This window comes from Streptomyces sp. NBC_00286 (genome assembly GCF_036173125.1).
GTDB lineage: Bacteria > Actinomycetota > Actinomycetes > Streptomycetales > Streptomycetaceae > Streptomyces.
Window position 1 is genome coordinate 2148485 of record NZ_CP108054.1, and the last position, 16999, is coordinate 2165483.

Here is a 16999-nt window from a genome sequence, read left to right on the forward strand (position 1 = left end):
GTCGGAGGGAGCGTGCATGGGTGGTCGGCAGGTCCAGGCGGCACGACGGCTGCTGGCCGAGGCACTGGAAGGCGAACTGCCCGAGCACGAACGGGTGTTGGCGGCCCGCACCGTCATCGCCGAACTCGGCTCCCCCGACCGGCTGCTGGAACTGACCGCCGAACTCGCTTCCGGCGAGGGCGATCCGGAGGGCTGCGCCCGGCTCTCGTACCGCCATGTCCTCGGCTTCGACAAGCTCCTGCTCATCGACGGCGGCCCCCACCACATGCTCCGCGCCCACCTGTGGCACGCGGGCCGCGGCGCAGTCGGCAAGGAGGACATCCACAACCACCGTTCCCCGCTTGCCTCTTACGTCGTACGCGGGCGCCTGACGATGGAGTTGTACGCCCCCGTGCCCGACGGCGGAGTCGAGGCGGACCGCTACCAGGAGTCCCTGTCCCCCGACGAGTCCGCCGACTGGCTCCTCGAACCCGCGGGCCCGTCCCGGCTGCATCTGACGCACGTGGCTCAGTACGCGGCGGGCAGCACCTACGCCCTCCCCGCCAACACCCTGCACCGCGCATGGACCGAGACGGCGGAGCCGACGGTGACGCTCTTCCTGGAGACGGGCAGCGGACGGCGCCGCCACACCGATGTCTTCACGGCGGCGGGACCGCATCCGGGCGCGGTGCCGAAGGTGCCGCTGAGGGTGGAGGAGTATCTGAGCGAACTCGCCGCGCTGGCGGAGCTGCTCAGGAGCTGACGAGCCCTTGGGCCCTGGTCATACGCAGCTCATGAGGGCCTGGGCGGCCTTTGGTCAGGGGCGCTGGAGCGCCTGGCGCACGATCTCGAGGTTGTACTCGTCGATGTCGACGCTGCCCAGCTCGGCCGGGCTCAGCCAGGCGTACGCCTGGTCCGGCTCGGGCAGCGTGATGTGCCGGGAGAGGGGCCTGACCAGGAAGTTGTCCTGCCAGTTCTTGACCTCGTGCCCGCGGTACTCGCTCACGAACGACGATTCGCCGACCTTCCGCACGACCTCACCGAGCAGCCCGGTCTCTTCCTTCAACTCCCGCAAAACGCCGTCCTCCGGGCTCTCTCCCGGATCGAGCTTCCCGCAGGGCACCCCCCACACCCGGGGCAGAAACCGCTCGGTCTCACTACGCCGCACCATCAGCACACGCCCTTTGTGCATCACAACGGCGGCGGCCAGTCGCTTGTCGCCGGGGATCTCCATATCCATGGTTTCCTCGGTCCCTTGCCGGTCGGAGTCCACAGGGCTACGTACCCACGAAAGCTATAACCGTACCAGGATCAGCCGCCTCGGCACGGGCTCAGCGCCTCCACCTGGGCGTACGCGGGGACGCTCCCGCTGGGCGTGCGCCCGGCCCGCATGTCGGCGGCCGCAGACCAGCGACTACCGCGGGCGCGCCGTGAACTGGGCCCACAGGTCGACCGCCGCCTCCAGGTCCAGCGCGGCTACCCGCTCACGAGGGATGCCGGCCGTGTGGATCAGACGGTTGGCCAGCCAGTCGGGCACGGGTTCCCGGACCGCCTCCACGCGTACGGTGATGTCCCCGGCCAAACGGCCGAGCCGCTCCACAACATCGGAGAGCTGCACGAACTCAGGCTGCGCCACCTCGGCCTCCCGCACTCGTGCGGTTGCCTCCTCGTACACCTCCGCGTCGGCTCTGGCGCCGACAGCCCAGATCTCGCAGATCTCCACCGACTTGTCCTCGGTGATCCGATAGACGACTCGCCAGGTGTTCCGACCAACAATCAGCTTGCGATAGCCGGTCAGCTCGCCTCCCAGCGGATATCCGGCGGCTGGGTCGTCCAAGAGAAGAAGAACCTTTTTGAGCACCTTGGGCACGGCATCGGGGCCGATACGCCGAAGATCGTCAATGGCGGCGTCCGTGAAAGTGATCTCAGGCATGGCTCAGTCGTCGTCCGGCAGAGCGTCGAGGGACTCGCGTGTGTGCCCGAAGGCGGCGAGTACGTCGTCGAGCGAGGTTCGCTGCCCAGTGTCAGAGGCGCTCCGGGCCAGTACGAGCGCAAGATCGTGCAGGTCGGAGGCGGCAGCCTCCAGAGCGGCGAGCCGGTCCATTCCGACGACGGCTGCCACGGGCCGATGGCGGCGTGTGACGACCAGATCCGAGCCCTGCTCGGCTTCTGCGACAAGCTTGGCCACACCGCGCTGGGATGCCTCGGTCACCGTCAGTTCGTGGGCGTCGCGCAGTATCGTCATGGAGCTAAACTATACAGAAAACTATGTAGATCGTCGAGTCGCACCTGAGCACTCATCCACCGCTCGTCCTTGAACGCGCGGCAACCCTCCCCGGCGCGGCGGCAACTCGAAGGCATGGCATCTGCAAGATCCACACCACCAGCAACACCACAACATCGCACCGCCGCCGCCGAGCCGCTCACAGGGCCGTCACCGACCAAGAAGACCCTGCGGATAGCCCGCCTGGAGCGCTGAACCGAAACCGCGTCTCAGGCCCATCGGCCCATCGGACGCGCACCTCATACGCACCCTCCACCTCCACGGACACCAGGGCCTGGAGCGGGAGGGGGTCCGCTTCAGCGGTGAGACGAGCGAGGGCTACGAACAGGGTCACCTCCTCGCCCGTCACGCCCGTCAGACCGGACGTGGACGCACCCAACAGGCCGAAGGCCGGGAGGAGTTCAGCCCGCAGTCCCTCTTGACCGCCCTGGCCCTCCCCCGCCGACCAGCCCGTAACGCGCACGACGGTTCCGGGAGGCGCGCCCGTCACCAGGTGGGCGCGTACCTCCACCGCCCCGGACGCCACAACCAGGCTCGTGACCCGTGCGCCGCCACCCGCCTCGTGTCGCGACGCCACCCAGCCGTCGCCAACTCCCAGCGGCTCAATGCCCGTTCGGCTCGAATCGTCGTCGACGATCACACTGTTGTCGTACGTCTCTGAAGGCGCCGTCACCGTCGAGTACGCGAGCCGTGTGTAGTACGGGTCGTAGCGGACGTCCTCGCTGCCGTGATTGTGGAGGCGCACCAGACCGTCCGAACTGGTCGACTGCAGCAGCCAGTTGGGCGGCCCGACCGGCCGCACCTCGTCCTGCCGCTCCACCGGACCGGGCTCCTCGGTCGCCGTCCACACCTCGTGGTCCGCGGGGAGGAGCAGTCCGAGGAAGCCCTTGCTCGCCCAGTACGGGGACGCAGGGCCCGAATAGCCTTGCAGGACACCGGAGTTGGGGCCGTGCCAGCCAAGGGTGAGGAGGCCGCGGTCGTCGACGGCTCCCCGGTCGAGGAAGTAGCGCAGGGCCCCGGAGGCCAGCCGTCGCGTCTGGCCCGGCGGCAGTGGCGTACGTCCCGTGAGCGCGCCCAGCCACAGCGGCGCGGTGGTCGCGAAACGGTACGTGAGGGAGCGACCCTGGTGCATCGGCGCCCCGTCGCCGCCGAACAGGCGGGCGTAGTCGGCGAGATGGGTGGACAGCCGGCCGCCGTACAGGTCGAGCAGGCGTGTGTCGTCCGCGAGCCAGGCGTGCAGGACCGGGTACAGGTGCATCGCCCAGCCGTTGTAGTAGTCGAACTTGCGGCCGTCGCCGTCGGTGTACCAGCCGTCGCCGACGTACCACTGCTCGATGCGCTCGAGACCGCGCTCGATCGCGGCCCGCGACGACTCGACCTCGTACCCGATCTCCTCCAGAAACCCGCCGACGGTGACCGGGAACAACTCCCAGTTACAGGGCCAGGCTTCAGCGGTCAGCGCGCCCCCGAGCCACTCCGCCGCCCGCTGCCGCACCCCGTCATCGAGACGATCCCACAGCAGCGGCCGGGTCAGCCGCAGAGCAAGGGCGATCGATGCGGCCTCAACGAGCGGCTGGCTACGGTCCTCGATACGCGGCCACACACCCGCGGTCCCGGCGGCAAGCCCGTCGGCGTACCGCGCAAGAGCCTTCTCGTCCCGCCGAAAGGCCGCCAGCAGGAGCGTACGGGCGTATCCCTCCAGGCCGTCGGACAGCCGCCCCGACCAGCTCTCACGATCACCGGGCAGGTGATACAGCGCGCGATGCTCGGAGGCGTAGGGCTCCACGGCGGCAAGCAGGGAGTCGGCCGCGGCCTCCCAATGGGCGCGCATATAGCCGGTGTACGGGCTGAGGGTGCGGTCGTCGTCGGGAACGCCAGCGATCATGGGGTCGTGCTTCCTATCTAGGGTGCCTTGGTCAAGTCTGCGCCCCGTAGGGGCGCGGGGAACTGCGCGCCCAGCCCCCACCGTGCCCGCAGCCGCGACACGATCCCGACCCCCCACCCCGTGGCGGGGGTCTGGGGCGCAGCCCCAGTTTCGGGAAGGGGCGGGCTTGGAGAACTGCGCAACCAGCCCCCACCAGCCCGCGGTTTCATCACTGCGCAACCAGCGGAGCGCATTGGTACCTGGGACGCCCCGGTTCCGGTCGGGACGCCCCAGGGTCTTGAGTCACCTCACAAGGCCCCGTGGGACCAGCCGCTGAGCAACCAGCTCATCACGGACAAGGTCCGCATAAACGGTCGCGCCATGAGCGGAGGTGTGCGTGTTATCCCGCTTCTCGTTGTACAGATACAGCACCTTGGAGCCCTCAACACCAAGCGACTCCACCAGCGCCTTGGTCTTGGCGGTCATATCGACGAGCGGCACGCCGTGCGCGGCGGCCACGGCGCGCGTGACGGCAGGGTGGTCAACGCCAAGCCCGTTGACCAACAGCGCCGTGTCGTTGTTGAGAGTGCCGTCGGCGCTGAACCACCGACGAACGATGGGCGTGAGCAACACAGGCCGCCCACCCCGTTCGCGCACACCGGCAACAAGCGTCTCGAGGTTGGCACGATACGTCGCCTCATCGGTCTGCTTGTCGTTGTGGGCAAGCTGGATGAGAACCAGATCTCCCTTGCGAATCAACGGCTGAACAGTCGCGAAGAGCGCGGGATTCTCAAGGTAACTGACCGTACTCTCCCCGGAATCCGCATAGTTGGCGACAGAGAGCCCCTTACGGAGGTACTGGGGCAACTGCTGCCCCCAGCCGGAGTACGGCGCGCCAGGCTGATCGCAGGAGGTGGAGTCACCGACGACGAAGATCTGCCGACCATGCCGGGCCGGAGTAACGCGGATACCGGCCAGCGCGGGAGCCGAGCCCCCGAGCACGAGGTCGAGGCCGGCGGTGCCGTCAGGACCGGTGGGTTCGCCCTCAGGGGTACGGACGTTCACGGTGAAGCTACGAGCCACGCGCTCGCCCGCCGCCGTGGCCGTCTCGGGAAGGAGCGTGCGGCGAGTCTCGCCGCTGATGCCGGTACTCGCCGCAGTGTCGCCGCCGAGCAGGACGCGCACGTCATACGTGCCTGGCGCGACATCGAAGTGACAGGCCGTCGCGGTGCAGTTCTCCAGACCCGCGCCGTGACCGCCCGCCCGCGCCGAGGCGGCAGACGAAGCCGAGGCGGCAGACGAGGCCGGGGCGGCGGCAGAAGCCGACGTAGCGGACAGCCCCGTAGCGACAGCCAGCGCGGCCAACACGGCAATCAGCGTGCGTCTGAGTCGTTTCAACGCGGCTCCTCCAACAGGGCGGCTTCTCCTGGTCGCTGGACGGTACCCTGCGATGGCAAGCGCTTTCTAGAGGCGTGCGCCACCTCGCTTCCGCACCACCGAAAAGAAGCCACCCATGACTGGAAGGCGCCCTGGTTGACACGTGTACCGGAGTGATCGAATCGACCGAACCGAGAGACGAGCGGCACAACAAAAAGGGAAGCCACCATGAATTCCACCTCATATCTGGACCTGTACCACCAGTTCTCCACGGATATCGACGCGGAACTGAATTCCGGCATCGAACAACTCGGCCCCTCCTCAACCACAGTCCAGACCGCCGTCACCGAACTCCTGCGCCACCAAACGTTCAGGTACCCCCTGCAAGTACTCCCGCTCCTGGTACACGGCGCCGAAACGGGAGACCCCGGACCGGCCGTTCCCCTGTCCGCGATCCATGTCCTGTGGTGGACTTCTGCCTGCTATCTCGACGACTTGGCCGACGGTCAGGCAGCGACCGTTTCCCGCGAACTCGGGGGAAACGAAGCCCTGCTCGCATCGATCATCAGCGGAAACAGTCTCCCCCTGCACATCATCCACTCACAGCAGGTCCCCGACTCAGTGCGAGGCGCCCTCACGGCCGAGCTCGCGACCTGCTGGATCACCGGCACCGAAGGCCAGTTGAACGACCTGCGCCGAGACACCGCCGACGCCACGCGCGACTCGGTGATCAAAACCTACCGAGGCAAATCCGGAGCACCCTTCGGAATGATCACCGCGATGGGCGCGATATTAGCCGGCGCGGAACACGAACGAATACAGAAGTGGCGTGACTTCGGCGATGTCTTCGGCATCCTGTGGCAACTGTTCAACGACCAGGAGGACATCCTCTCCGGCCGCAATGAAGACCTGCGGAACGGAACGGTCACCTACCTCTTCGCCTGCGCCCTCGAAAACGCGTCACCCCCATCCAAAAACCGTCTCCTGAACCTGCACGCCGCCGCGAGAATTTGCGAAGAAGCGAGGTCGGAACTCACGGAATCCCTCCTCGCCCCCTCCGCCCTTCACCACTACCGAGCCGACCTGGCCCGTTTCCGCGACAAAGCCCAACGCCTTCTCACCGAACTCGGCGGCGACGAAACCCACGTACCGGTACTGCACCGCCTGGTGGAGGAGGCAGCCGAACTGCTCCTCCACCAGACAGAGTGAACCAATCAGTGAACCATTCCCGGAGTCGGGCTCAACTGGCCCGAGCCCACTGCTGGTTGGTCCCCCCATTGCAGGCGTACGTGATGATCGCGGCCGAGTCGGCGGTCGACGCCCCGTTCACGTCCAGGCACTCGCCGCTGGCGCGGGACTTCAGCGTGACGTAGCCGCCGGACGTGGTGACGGACCACTGCTGCGTGGTGGCGGAGGTGGAGCAGGCCTCCTGGGTGACGTTGGAGGCGTTCTCCCGCAGGCACAGCGAGCTGTGACGGGCCATCAGCTGAACATGGCCGTTGCCGAGGTCCTTGAACCAGTACCGCTGGTTGCCGCCGCCGTTGCAGGTCCACTGCTTGATCTGGGCGCCCGCGAGGATCGACTGGTCGGGGACGTCGGCGCACTTGCCACTGTGCCGGGCCGCCAGCGTCTCGTACGGGCCGCCCCGACCGGTGATCGTCCCGGCGGCCGTGTCGATGGTGACCTCCGGATACCAGGACATGGACATCGTGGTGGAGTTCGAGAAGGTCAGCGGCAGCCAGACGTACCGCGAGTCGCTGACCGTCCCGCCGAAGGAGTTGCCCCAGCGGTCGCCCATGTAGAGGTAGGAGGTGCCCGAACTGCCCTGCACGGGAAGGACGTACGCGGTCTGCGAGCCGTACGTCGTCGAGTCGCCGATGTTCCGCATCGCCGTCCATGGGCCGGCGAGTGAGGTGGCCGTCGCGTACTGCTGCTGGTTGGGGCTCCAGCCCGTGGAGCCCGAAGTCAGCATGAAGTACACGCCGCCCCGCTTGAAGAGCGCCGGGGCCTCGCGGTGGCCGCCGTGCCAGGGGTCGGCGACCAGGGCGGCGATGCCGGTGTAGTCGCTGGTCAGCCGGTAGATGTGCAGGTCGTAGTTCTCGCGGGCGGCGGAGACCATGTAACCGGTGCCGTCGGTGTCGGTGAAGACGGTGATGTCACGGGACATGTGCTGGCCCAGCGGGCGGAAGCTGCCCTGCCACCGGTAGTCGCCGTCGACGGTGTCCGAGACGGCGACGGCTGCGCGGGCCTCGCTGTAGTCGACTCCGTTCTCCTTGTGCATCCACATCACGTACTTGCCGGTGGCAGCGTTGTACATGACCTTCGGCCGCTCGATGTTGGCGGTCGCCAGCTCCGGGTCGGTGGCCTCGGTCAGGACGTGGTTGCGGAACTCCCAGTTCTTCAGGTCGGTGGAGCGATAGGCCGACACATATCGGAAGGTGTTGTCGGAGTTCCGGTTCTCGCCGAACCAGTAGTAGTACGAGCCGACCTTGAGGACCCCGCCGCCGTGCGCGTGCAGCGGATTGCCCGAAGTGTCGGTGAACTGCGTGCCGTTGGTGATGGTCTGGGGTGCCGCCTGGGCGGGGCCCGCGGTCGCGAGTGCTCCGGCGACCGCGAGACAGAGGGCGACGAGGACGGCGTACAGACGTCTCATCCCGGCACGTCCGGCTCCACCACGTCGTGTTACGGAACGTCTTATCCCAGGTGGCATCTGGACACTCTCCTTCAGAACGGTGAAGTGACGTGCGAAGCCGGTCAGTTGGGGGTGGCCGGTCGCCCTCAACCCCGGGCAGGGGTGTCGGCGACGGGGATGCCGAAGTCCGGTGTGCCGTCCGGCTTCCAGCGCAGTTTCTGGATGCGGGTGTGGCGGTTGGGGTCGTTCAGCGGGTCGCCGACGATCTCCTTGTACTGGCGGGCGTGGTAGACGAGGACGTCGGTGCGGCCGTCCTCGGCGACGGTGAAGCAGTTGTGGCCGGGGCCGTACTGCTTGGTGGTGTCGTTGCTGGTGAAGACCGGGGTCGGGGACTTCGACCAGTTCGCGGGGTTCATGAGGTCGGCGTCGGCGTCGACGGTGAGCAGGCCGAGGCAGTAGTTGTGGTCGGTCGCGCTGGCCGAGTACGACATGAAGATGCGGCCGTTGCGCTTGATGAACGACGCGCCCTCGTTGACCTTGAAGCCGATGGTCTCCCAGTCGTACTCCGGTGTGGTGAGCCGTACTTGAGGCCCCGTCAGCGTCAGCGGGTCGGCCATCTTCGACAGCCAGACGGCGGTGTTGTTGTCCATGCCGGGCTCGTGCTGCGCCCAGGAGAGGTAACGGGTGCCGCGGTGGGTGAAGGTGGTGGCGTCGAGGGAGAAGGTCTCCCAGGCCGTCTTGAGCTGGCCGCGCTCCACCCAGATGCCCTTGAACGGGTCACGGTGGGAGTTCTCCAGGACCCAGATGCGGATCGCCCAGATGTCCTCGGCGGGCGCGGAGGCGAAGTAGATGTACCACTTGCCGTCGATGTGATGGATCTCCGGCGCCCAGATGTGCGCGCCCATGACACCGGTGGCGTGCTTGCGCCAGATGACCGCCTCGTCGGCGGTCGCGATGCCGCGCAGGGTGCGGGAGCGGCGCAGGATGATGCGGTCGTACTCCGGGGACGTGGCCGTGAAGTAGTAGCGGTGGTCGGTGTGACGGTGGATGTGCGGGTCGGCGCGGTTGCGGACGAGCGGGTTGACGTACGAGCGGCTCCCGCCGGCGGCGTCCGGGGTGGCGGCCTGGGCGATTCCGGGCACGGCGGTGAGCGCGCCCGCGGCGAGGGCGCCCTTCAGGACGAGTCTGCGGCCGGGGATGTCGGGGGTCTCGTCAAGGCGGCTCATGCGGTTCCCTCACACTCGATCATTCGCCATATCGAACGGTATCTGTCATTCCGAACGCCGAAACGGTAAGGGTGTGTTACGAGGAGGTCAACGGGTCAGGAGCTTAGAAAAAGTCCGATACTTTCGGAGCTGAAGTCGGGCCCAAATTTTTGTTATCGCCCCCGCCCCGCCCCCGTCTCCACAGGCGTGAACAAGAACATCCGTGTACGGGCAGCAGGAGCGGGCGCGGCGCTGGCGGTCGTCGCGACAGTGATCAGTACGCCGAGCGCGATGGCGGCACCGGCCGCGGCCGACGACGTCACCGCGGCGGTACTCGCGGGCCGCGACGTGACGCTCGACGGCGACACGGTGGTGACGGTGCCGGCCGGGAAGACCACGTACAACGGGGTGTTCCGGGGCGAGGGCACGCTCACCGTGCGCGGCTCCGGCACCCTGATCCTGACCAAGGACAGCGACTTCACGCTGCCCAAGTCCCGGCAGCGGCAAGCCGTGCGGACGCAGGGCGGCAACCACCCGTACGTCACCACGACCAACCCGGACCCGCCCGCGATCACGGTCGAGCGCGGCGCGACCCTGCAGTACGGCAACGGCGGCACCACCGGGCTGATCGGCCACTTCCCGTACAACACCCCGGCGTTCCGGCTCAACCAGAACAACGTACGGGTCGACGGCACCCTGCGGCTCTCCCTGACGAGCGCCTACAACCTGGGCACCATCAGCGGCTCCGGGCTGATCGCCCAGCCGAGGTTCCTCTGGGGCACCTGGGACATCTCGGGCACCCACCCCTTCTCCGGGGTGATCGACAACGGCACACAGGCGAACGCCGGACGACCGGAGTACGCGACGTCACTGCCCAACATGCGCAAGGTCCTCAACCAGGGCACCTGGACCGTCGACACCCCGCTGGGCCAGACCGTCACCCAGCGCATGGACTTCTACCAGCGCGAGTACGGCAGCGACATCAACGTCCAGTCGCGGCCCGGCAGCAAGGTCGTCCTGACCGGCCAGTACAGCTGGTCGAACCAGGGCGGCGACACCAACCCCTCACTCAGCGACCCCGCCCTCAACTGGACGCCCGCGCACAAGAACATCAACAAGCGCGGCACCAACATCAAGGGCGCCAACGTCCAGTGGGGCGACGGCACCACGAACAAGATCTTCATGCCAGGCACCGCCGAGACCGTATACATCAACTTGCTGTCGGCCAGGTCCCGTTCACTGCTCACCTTCAACTACAACGGACCCGTGACGCTGGGCGCCCCGATCGGCGGCGGCGTCTTCCACGACACCCTGTCCGCACCCGGCGCCGGCGACATCGTCATCAAGGGGACGCCGGGCAACGACGTCACCTTCGCCGCCGTCCAGTACTACAACGGCTCGACGACGGTCGAGAAGGGCGCGGTACTGCGCCTGGGCAGCGGCAAGTCCGGCGGCGACGGCGGCCTGTATACGAAGGGTGACCTCTACAAGCTCGTCAACGATGGCTCGCTGGTGCTGCGCAATGCAGCCAAGCCGATCACCTTGTCCAAGATCAGCGGCAGCGGCTCGCTTACGCAGTCGGGGGCGGCGACGAGCACGCTGACGAGCGGCGTGACGTACACGGGCACGACGACGGTCACGAAGGGCACGCTCGCGCTGGATGGGGCAAGCCTGGAGCGCAGCAAGGGGATCCGGCTTACGTCGTCGGGAGCGCGGCTGGATGTGCGGAAGGCGTCCGGAGGGGTGCTGAACCTGAACTCGTCCCTGTCGGGGAAGGGCAAGGTCGTCGGGGCGGTGAGCAATACCGGTACGGGGAAGGTCTCCGGCGGGGTGACGGTGACCGGGGACTACACGCAGGGCGGGGGCGGTCAACTGACCGTGAAGGACCGGGCGTTGAAGGTCGGGGGCGCGCTGCGGCTGGGCGGGAAGCTGGTGGTCGAGCCGGCCTCCGCGCCTGCTGGGACTCCGTCGAAGACGGTCACCGTGATCGACCACACCGGCAAGGCGAAGACGAAGGGCACGTTCAAGGGCCTGAAGGAAGGCGCCAAGGTCAAGCTGGGCAAGACCGAGTACCAGATCACCTACCGAGGCGGCGACGGCAACGACGTAGTCCTGACCACCGACAAGGCAAGCCCCTCAGCAACCTCCCGCACCGCTCCCCTCCCCTCCGGCAACGCCCCAAAGTCCGCCACCACCGCGAACGCGAGCGACGAGGGTTCCATACCGCTCGCGTGGTGGGTGGCCGGGGCGGTTCTGGGTGGCCTGGCGGCGCTGATCGTGCCGGTGAGCAGGCGGAGGCGTACGCGTATGGGACGGAGGGGTGGGCGACATGCTGCGTGACCCGTCGTGGACAAGGTCCCCGCACGTCACCGATGCGACCGGGACACGCTGCGACCGCCGCGGCCTGGCGGTTCGGCGCCCCGGGTGCTCGGCCGCGGCCCCGTTTCCCGCTAGGACAGCGTTTCGGCGACCACGGACGCCGCTTCCGCGATCAGTTTGTTGTCGTGGACGTCCTCCGCCTTCCCACAGTTCGTCAGGATCGCCATGACGATGGGGGCGGAGTCGGGGGGCCACACGACGGCGATGTCGTTGCGGGCCCCGTAGCCGCTGCCGCTGCCGGTCTTGTCGCCGACCACCCAGCCCTCGGGCACCCCGGCCCGGATGACCTCGTTCCCGGTGGTGTTGGTCTTCAGCCACGTCGCGAGCTGGGCGCGCTCGCGCTTGCGGAGGACGTCTCCGAGAACGTACGCGCGCAGGTCCTTGGCGAGCGCCCGCGGGGTGGTCGTGTCCCGGGTCTCGCCCGGCACCCAGTCGCTCAGGTGGGGCTCGATGCGCTCCATCAGGGTGACCTTGTCGCCCAGCTTTCTGAGGTCCGCCTCGAGCCCTTTGGGGCCGCCGAGTGTGTCGAACAGCAGGTTGGCTGCGGTGTTGTCGCTGTAGCGGACGGCGGCGTCACACAGCTCGCGCAGGGTCATCCCGGTCTCGACGTGCTTCTCGGTGATGGGCGAGTTGGCGACCAGGTCGTCAGTGGAGTACTTGATCACCTTGTTCATGCCGTTCAGGGAGTACTTCCGCAGCACGGCGCCGGCTTCGAGCGCCTTGAACGTGGAGTGGTAGCCGAATCGCTCGCCGTCCCGGTGGGCCACCTCGCGCCCGGTGCCGGTGTCGATGGCGTAGACACCGAGCCGGGCGTCGAACTTGCGCTCCAGTTCCTTTAATTCGCCGGTGAACGAGGTCGTCGCCGCGATTGGGGTCGTCGTCACGGCGGACCGCGCCGACGACGAGGCCGAGGAACCGTCCTGGCCACAGGCGACGAGCGGGACGACGAGGGCGAGTGCGGCGAGCGCACCGCGAAGGGCGCGGCGGGCATGGGCGTGTTGCATGGTCCAACCTCCTGGGTGGTCATGAGTTCGGGGATCACCCTCACCGGCAGGCGGCCATGCGGTCCAATACGCGAACGCGCCGTTCCATGCCGATTCGGCATGAGAACGGGCCATGGATCTGGCATAAGGTTCCGGCTGTGGATCTGGTGGGAGCGTGTCGTGCGTTCGTCAGCGTGAGCGAGCACGGCGGTTTCACCGTCGGGGCGGCCGCCGCCCAGATGTCCCAGTCCGTGGCCAGCCGTCGCGTCGCCGCCCTGGAGGAACGCTTCGGTGAGCCGTTGTTCGAACGCACGTCACGACGGGCCGTTCTCACCCCCTTCGGCCGGGACATGCTGCCGACGGCCAGGCAACTCGTGCAGGCGGCCGACGTGCTGCTGCACGAGGCGGAGGCCGCCAAGCGCAAGCCGTGGCGGCTCGCGGTGCCCGGCATCTGCTCCACGGCCGGTCTCGCCCGCCTCGTCGCCGAGGCACGCGGGCACGGCGTCACCCTCGATCTGCGCGTCGCGGGACCGACGCAGCGCACGGAGCTCCTCCACGCACAGCAAGTGCGGGCCGCGCTGCTCGCGGTGCCGCCGGACGACGCGAAGTGGTCCGTGCCGCTCGGGCTCGGCGGTGCCCGGAAACCGGGCGTGAAGCGCGTCTATCTCGAAACACTGCGGGTCGGAAGAGCGTCCTCCGGCCCTGCCCGCCGCGTCTGGATCCAGCCGGAGGACGACGTGCCGCACATCCGCGACCCGCTGACGCGCCTGCGCGACGCGGTCGGCCTGCGGCCCACACAACTCGTCGCCGCACCCGACCTGACGACCGCCGCGGCGGAAGTCCTGTGCTCACGCGACCTGTTGCTGTGCTCCCCCGCCCAGGCCGAGGAACTCGACCTGGCCTGGCGGCCCATCGGCGAGATCACGATCAGCCGGGGCTTCGCCCTCGCCGCCGCCGGAGACGGCAATCCACAGCTCATCGAAGCGCGCCTGGGCGATGCCGTCGCCCGCTGTCTGGGCGCGGGAACCTCAGAAAGGGAAGGGACTTGAACACCGAGGCACTACTGCACGACCTGCGTGGACAACTGCGCGACGGCGGCCTGCACGGCTGCCTGCTCGTGCGGGACCTGCACACGGGAGAGGAGCTGGGAATCGAGCCGGACACCCAACTGCCGTCCGCGTCCCTGGTCAAGGTCCCGCTCGCGCTGGCCACGCTCGAACGCGTCCGACGGGGCGAGCTCGACGGAGCGACGCCCCTCGACGTGCCACCCGGGCGGATCACCACAGTCGGCCCCATCGGGCTGAGCCGGTTTCGCCACCCCGCCCGGATCGCGGTCGACGACCTCCTCTACCTGAGCACCTGCCTGAGTGACAGCCACGCCGCCGACGCGCTGTTCGGCCTCACCCCGCCCGCCCGGGTCGCCGACATCCTCCACGAGCTCGGCCTGCGCGACATCACCGTCCGGCACACCATGAACGAGCTCATGGACACCCCCGTCGAGCGCTTCGACGCCGCCGACGTCCATCTCGCCCACGCCCTCGCCATCGACGCCGGCACCAGCGGCCGCGGACACCGGGTGCCGCAGCTCGACACCACCCGCGCCAACACCGGCAGCGCACGCGCCTGGGCCGAACTGCTCCAGGCCCTGTGGACACCGTCGAAGATCCACCCCGAGGTGGCCGAGCACGTACGCGACCTCATGGCCCACAACGTGCTCCGGCACCGGCTCGCCCCTGACTTCAGCTCCGACGCCACCACCTGGTCCTCCAAGACCGGCACGCTCCTGAACCTCCGCCACGAGATCGGTGTCGTCGAGCACTCCGACGGTCAGGCCTTCGCCATCGCCGCCCTTACGGAATCACTCGTTCCGGCCAGTTCCCAGCCCGGTGCCGAGGCCCTCATGGCACAGGTCGCCCGCACACTCCGTGACCACCTGCGACAGCTCTAGCGGCGCAGGCCGTCGTCGCCCCACTCCCCCGTCCCCGGTTCGTCCGATCAGCGGAGCGTTGCCTGCCGCAACGTGATGCCATGGCGTGACCGGAGCCGCCTGATAAGAAACTCGGCAGCTCAAACGGCACCGCATCGCCGCGTCACGCCGCCGCCCAAAGCACTGCGCCGACGACCTGGCCCTCGAAGGGCACGCCTTCGGCTGCCTCTCTCTACTGGCCGCGGATGAACGTGGAGTTGGTGGAGGCGGCCCTGTCTGCGTCGGGGCGTTCCTTGGTGGTGCGGGGAGAGCGGGAGGTGGACGACGACCTGGTGCGGGAGGTGACCGGGGTTCTGACGTCGTTCTGTGCGCGGCTGTACGGGCGGCGCTCCGCGCGCCACCGGGCCGGGGTGGCGCCGGCGGCTGCCGCTGCGGCCGATGGCGGACCGGCGGGAACGGAAGTTCTTGGGCCGAATGGGTGACCTTGTGCTGCTGGGGTCGTTAGCCCTGTCGACGGACTCGGATACAGGGGGGTGGGGTGGTGGCTGCGGGGTCGGTGGTGCGTTCGGTGTCGGGGTTGCGGGTGCTGGCCCCGCCCCGGCTGGCGGAGCATTCCGGGGCGATGGCGATCCGTACCCGGCTGCACCTGTCCCGGCGTGACGAACGGGTACTGGCCGAACTCGGGGAATTTCTCGGCGAGTTGGCGAGCCGGGATCTGGCCGAACGCATCTTCCTGGGGGCGGGGCACACCACGGAGGATTTCGCTCAGCGCAAGCGGGAGCTGACCGCACTGTCGTCGTCGCGGTGGGCGGGCACCATCACCCGGGGCAGTAACGATCAGTGGGCGCTGGCCCGCCGCGCCCAGGCCGCACACCTGGCGGAGCTGGAACAGGCCATCGCCACGGTGTCCGCGCGGCTTGCCGTCCCCGTCGGTGCCTGCCACAGCACGACCCGTATCGAGGGCTATCCCAGCCAGGCCGCCCGGGCGGCCAAGCAGCGCCGCCTGGCCCACCTTCAGGCCGAGGCCGCCCGGGTACGGGCGGCGTGGGAGCAGGGCCATGTGCGGGTGGTGCGCGGCGGCCGCAGACTCCTGCACACCCGGCTGCACCTGGAGCAGGCCGGGCTGGACCAGGCGCAGTGGCGGCGCCGGTGGCGCGAGGCGCGCACCCGCATCGAGGCGGACGGGGAGAGCGGCAAACGCCACGGCAACCAGAGCATCCAGATCACCCTCGACGGCGCGATCACGATCAAGCTGCCGCCCGAACTCGCCGCCCGCCACGCGCCGTGGTGCGACGCTCATGGCCGCTACCCGCTCGATGCACGGTGCGCGTTCGCCTACCGCGACCGTCAGTGGCGGGCCCAGGCAGGCGCCCACCGCGCGGTCGGCTACCGCATCGCCTTCGAGGACGGGCGCTGCTACCTGACCGCCTCCTTCACCCCGGCCCGCCCCGACCTGCCCGACGGCGTGGACGACGCGGCGCTGATGGCCGCCGCCCGGGCGGGCGGGGTGATCGGCATCGACCACAACAGCGATCACCTGGCGGCCTGGCGGCTGGATGCGCACGGCAACCCGACGGGCCGCCCGCACCGGATCGACGTCGACTACACCGGCACCAGCAGCCGCCGGGACGCCCAGGTGCGGCACGCCTGCTCGCGGTTGATCCGCCTCGCGAAGGAGTCCGGGGCCACCGCGCTGGTCATCGAGGACCTCGGCTTCGACACCGGCCGCGAGTCCTGCGGCTGGAACGGCCGGTCCGGGATGGCGTTCCGGCGCACGGTGGCGGGGATGCCGGTGGCGAAGTTCGCGGCCCGGCTGGTGGCGATGGCGCACCGCGCCCACCTCGCCGTGATCGTGGTGGATCCGGCGTACTCCAGCCGGTGGGGCGCCCGGCACTGGAAGCGCGCCACCAGTACCAAGAGGGAGAAGACTTCCGGTCATCAGGCTGCGGCCGTGGTGATCGGCAGGCGCGGCCAGGGGCTGGGCGCGCGGCGCAGGGCAGAGAAGACCGTACCCCGCAAGCAGACGGAAGCCGTTCCCGCCCACCCCGTCAGGGAGGGCAGGCGGTGCGCGACGACGCACCCCGGGACCGGTACGGAAGACCATCGCCCACCCGCGTTCACCACCCAGTCCGACCCCGACCGCACCCCCACGGCCCGAGCGCGCCCGGAGGATCGTGCACACGATGCACGCCGCCGAAGACCCCACGCGACGGCCGAGTCCGCCCAACACCGTTCGGAGCGGGCCACTGACGTGCAGACCTGGACGCAGGACTCACTACCACTCAGTGACTAGGAACGGTACCGGAAGGTCGGCGTGTCCCATCCATGGGATGAGGCGCCGCTGTACGACTGCATGATCCGCGAGCTGC

Annotated in this window: 14 protein-coding genes and 1 pseudogene; 7 read left to right on the forward strand and 8 right to left on the reverse strand. The window is 68.8% G+C overall.

Annotated elements, in window-relative coordinates:
• Positions 1-16: 16 nt before the first annotated feature.
• A complete protein-coding gene (locus OHT21_RS09735; RefSeq protein ID WP_328767857.1) occupies positions 17-742 on the forward strand; it encodes a hypothetical protein in 726 nt (241 codons plus the stop codon).
• A gap of 54 nt (positions 743-796) precedes the next feature.
• Here the strand turns inward: OHT21_RS09735 and OHT21_RS09740 are convergent, their stop codons facing one another.
• From OHT21_RS09740 to OHT21_RS09760, 5 genes are all read right to left on the reverse strand, one after another.
• Positions 797-1219, reverse strand: coding sequence for an NUDIX hydrolase (locus OHT21_RS09740; RefSeq protein ID WP_328767858.1), 423 nt, complete (start codon positions 1217-1219; stop codon positions 797-799).
• Positions 1220-1393: 174 nt separating this feature from the next.
• Positions 1394-1912 carry a type II toxin-antitoxin system RelE family toxin gene (locus tag OHT21_RS09745; protein WP_328767859.1) on the reverse strand — a complete coding sequence of 173 codons (519 nt, stop codon included), beginning with the start codon at positions 1910-1912 and terminating at the stop codon, positions 1394-1396.
• Positions 1913-1915: 3 nt separating this feature from the next.
• Positions 1916-2224 (reverse strand): type II toxin-antitoxin system Phd/YefM family antitoxin, encoded by a 309-nt coding sequence (locus OHT21_RS09750; protein WP_328767860.1) that lies wholly within the window; start codon positions 2222-2224, stop codon positions 1916-1918.
• A 178-nt stretch (positions 2225-2402) separates the two neighbouring features.
• Positions 2403-4148 carry a DUF2264 domain-containing protein gene (locus tag OHT21_RS09755; RefSeq protein ID WP_328767861.1) on the reverse strand — a complete coding sequence of 582 codons (1746 nt, stop codon included), beginning with the start codon at positions 4146-4148 and terminating at the stop codon, positions 2403-2405.
• 282 nt (positions 4149-4430) lie between these two features.
• Positions 4431-5525, reverse strand: a complete 1095-nt coding sequence (locus OHT21_RS09760) for a rhamnogalacturonan acetylesterase (protein ID WP_328767862.1) — start codon at positions 5523-5525, stop codon at positions 4431-4433.
• Between the two features lie 207 nt (positions 5526-5732).
• Between OHT21_RS09760 and OHT21_RS09765 the strand changes: the two genes are divergently transcribed.
• Positions 5733-6713 (forward strand): polyprenyl synthetase family protein, encoded by a 981-nt coding sequence (locus OHT21_RS09765; protein ID WP_328767863.1) that lies wholly within the window; start codon positions 5733-5735, stop codon positions 6711-6713.
• A gap of 31 nt (positions 6714-6744) precedes the next feature.
• On the opposite strand, the gene OHT21_RS09770 is transcribed toward OHT21_RS09765, so the two are convergent.
• Together OHT21_RS09770 and OHT21_RS09775 are read right to left on the reverse strand one after the other, a co-directional pair.
• Positions 6745-8157 (reverse strand): RICIN domain-containing protein, encoded by a 1413-nt coding sequence (locus OHT21_RS09770; protein ID WP_328767864.1) that lies wholly within the window; start codon positions 8155-8157, stop codon positions 6745-6747.
• Positions 8158-8282: 125 nt separating this feature from the next.
• Entirely contained in the window at positions 8283-9362 is a 1080-nt protein-coding gene (locus OHT21_RS09775) for a glycoside hydrolase family 43 protein (protein ID WP_328767865.1), read from the reverse strand.
• Between the two features lie 270 nt (positions 9363-9632).
• Between OHT21_RS09775 and OHT21_RS09780 the strand changes: the two genes are divergently transcribed.
• Entirely contained in the window at positions 9633-11681 is a 2049-nt protein-coding gene (locus OHT21_RS09780) for an autotransporter (RefSeq protein ID WP_328774027.1), read from the forward strand.
• A gap of 110 nt (positions 11682-11791) precedes the next feature.
• On the opposite strand, the gene bla is transcribed toward OHT21_RS09780, so the two are convergent.
• Complete coding sequence (gene bla / locus OHT21_RS09785; RefSeq protein WP_328767866.1) at positions 11792-12724, reverse strand: class A beta-lactamase; 933 nt, start codon at positions 12722-12724, stop codon at positions 11792-11794.
• 137 nt (positions 12725-12861) lie between these two features.
• Here bla and OHT21_RS09790 point away from each other — a divergent pair, with 137 nt between their 5' ends.
• From OHT21_RS09790 to OHT21_RS09805, 4 genes and pseudogenes are all read left to right on the forward strand, one after another.
• Complete coding sequence (locus OHT21_RS09790; RefSeq protein WP_328767867.1) at positions 12862-13752, forward strand: LysR family transcriptional regulator; 891 nt, start codon at positions 12862-12864, stop codon at positions 13750-13752.
• Positions 13749-14651, forward strand: coding sequence for a serine hydrolase (locus OHT21_RS09795; RefSeq protein ID WP_328767868.1), 903 nt, complete (start codon positions 13749-13751; stop codon positions 14649-14651). Before OHT21_RS09790 ends, OHT21_RS09795 begins: the two co-directional genes overlap by 4 nt.
• A gap of 221 nt (positions 14652-14872) precedes the next feature.
• Positions 14873-15112 (forward strand): annotated as a pseudogene (locus tag OHT21_RS09800) (hypothetical protein); the annotation flags it as partial.
• A gap of 59 nt (positions 15113-15171) precedes the next feature.
• On the forward strand, positions 15172-16923 hold the full coding sequence (locus tag OHT21_RS09805; RefSeq protein WP_328767869.1) for a transposase: 1752 nt from the start codon (positions 15172-15174) through the stop codon (positions 16921-16923).
• Positions 16924-16999 lie beyond the last annotated feature (76 nt).

Bases quoted from the DNA above. Each gene is read 5' to 3' on its own strand.
- OHT21_RS09765 (WP_328767863.1), top strand. From the start codon at position 5,733: ATGAATTCCACCTCATATCTGGACCTGTACCACCAGTTCTCCACGGAT.
- bla (WP_328767866.1), bottom strand. From the start codon at position 12,724: ATGCAACACGCCCATGCCCGCCGCGCCCTTCGCGGTGCGCTCGCCGCA.
- OHT21_RS09735 (WP_328767857.1), top strand. From the start codon at position 17: ATGGGTGGTCGGCAGGTCCAGGCGGCACGACGGCTGCTGGCCGAGGCA.
- OHT21_RS09755 (WP_328767861.1), bottom strand. From the start codon at position 4,148: ATGATCGCTGGCGTTCCCGACGACGACCGCACCCTCAGCCCGTACACC.
- OHT21_RS09750 (WP_328767860.1), bottom strand. From the start codon at position 2,224: ATGACGATACTGCGCGACGCCCACGAACTGACGGTGACCGAGGCATCC.
- OHT21_RS09775 (WP_328767865.1), bottom strand. From the start codon at position 9,362: ATGAGCCGCCTTGACGAGACCCCCGACATCCCCGGCCGCAGACTCGTC.
- OHT21_RS09770 (WP_328767864.1), bottom strand. From the start codon at position 8,157: ATGAGACGTCTGTACGCCGTCCTCGTCGCCCTCTGTCTCGCGGTCGCC.
- OHT21_RS09780 (WP_328774027.1), top strand. From the start codon at position 9,633: ATGGCGGCACCGGCCGCGGCCGACGACGTCACCGCGGCGGTACTCGCG.
- OHT21_RS09740 (WP_328767858.1), bottom strand. From the start codon at position 1,219: ATGGATATGGAGATCCCCGGCGACAAGCGACTGGCCGCCGCCGTTGTG.
- OHT21_RS09745 (WP_328767859.1), bottom strand. From the start codon at position 1,912: ATGCCTGAGATCACTTTCACGGACGCCGCCATTGACGATCTTCGGCGT.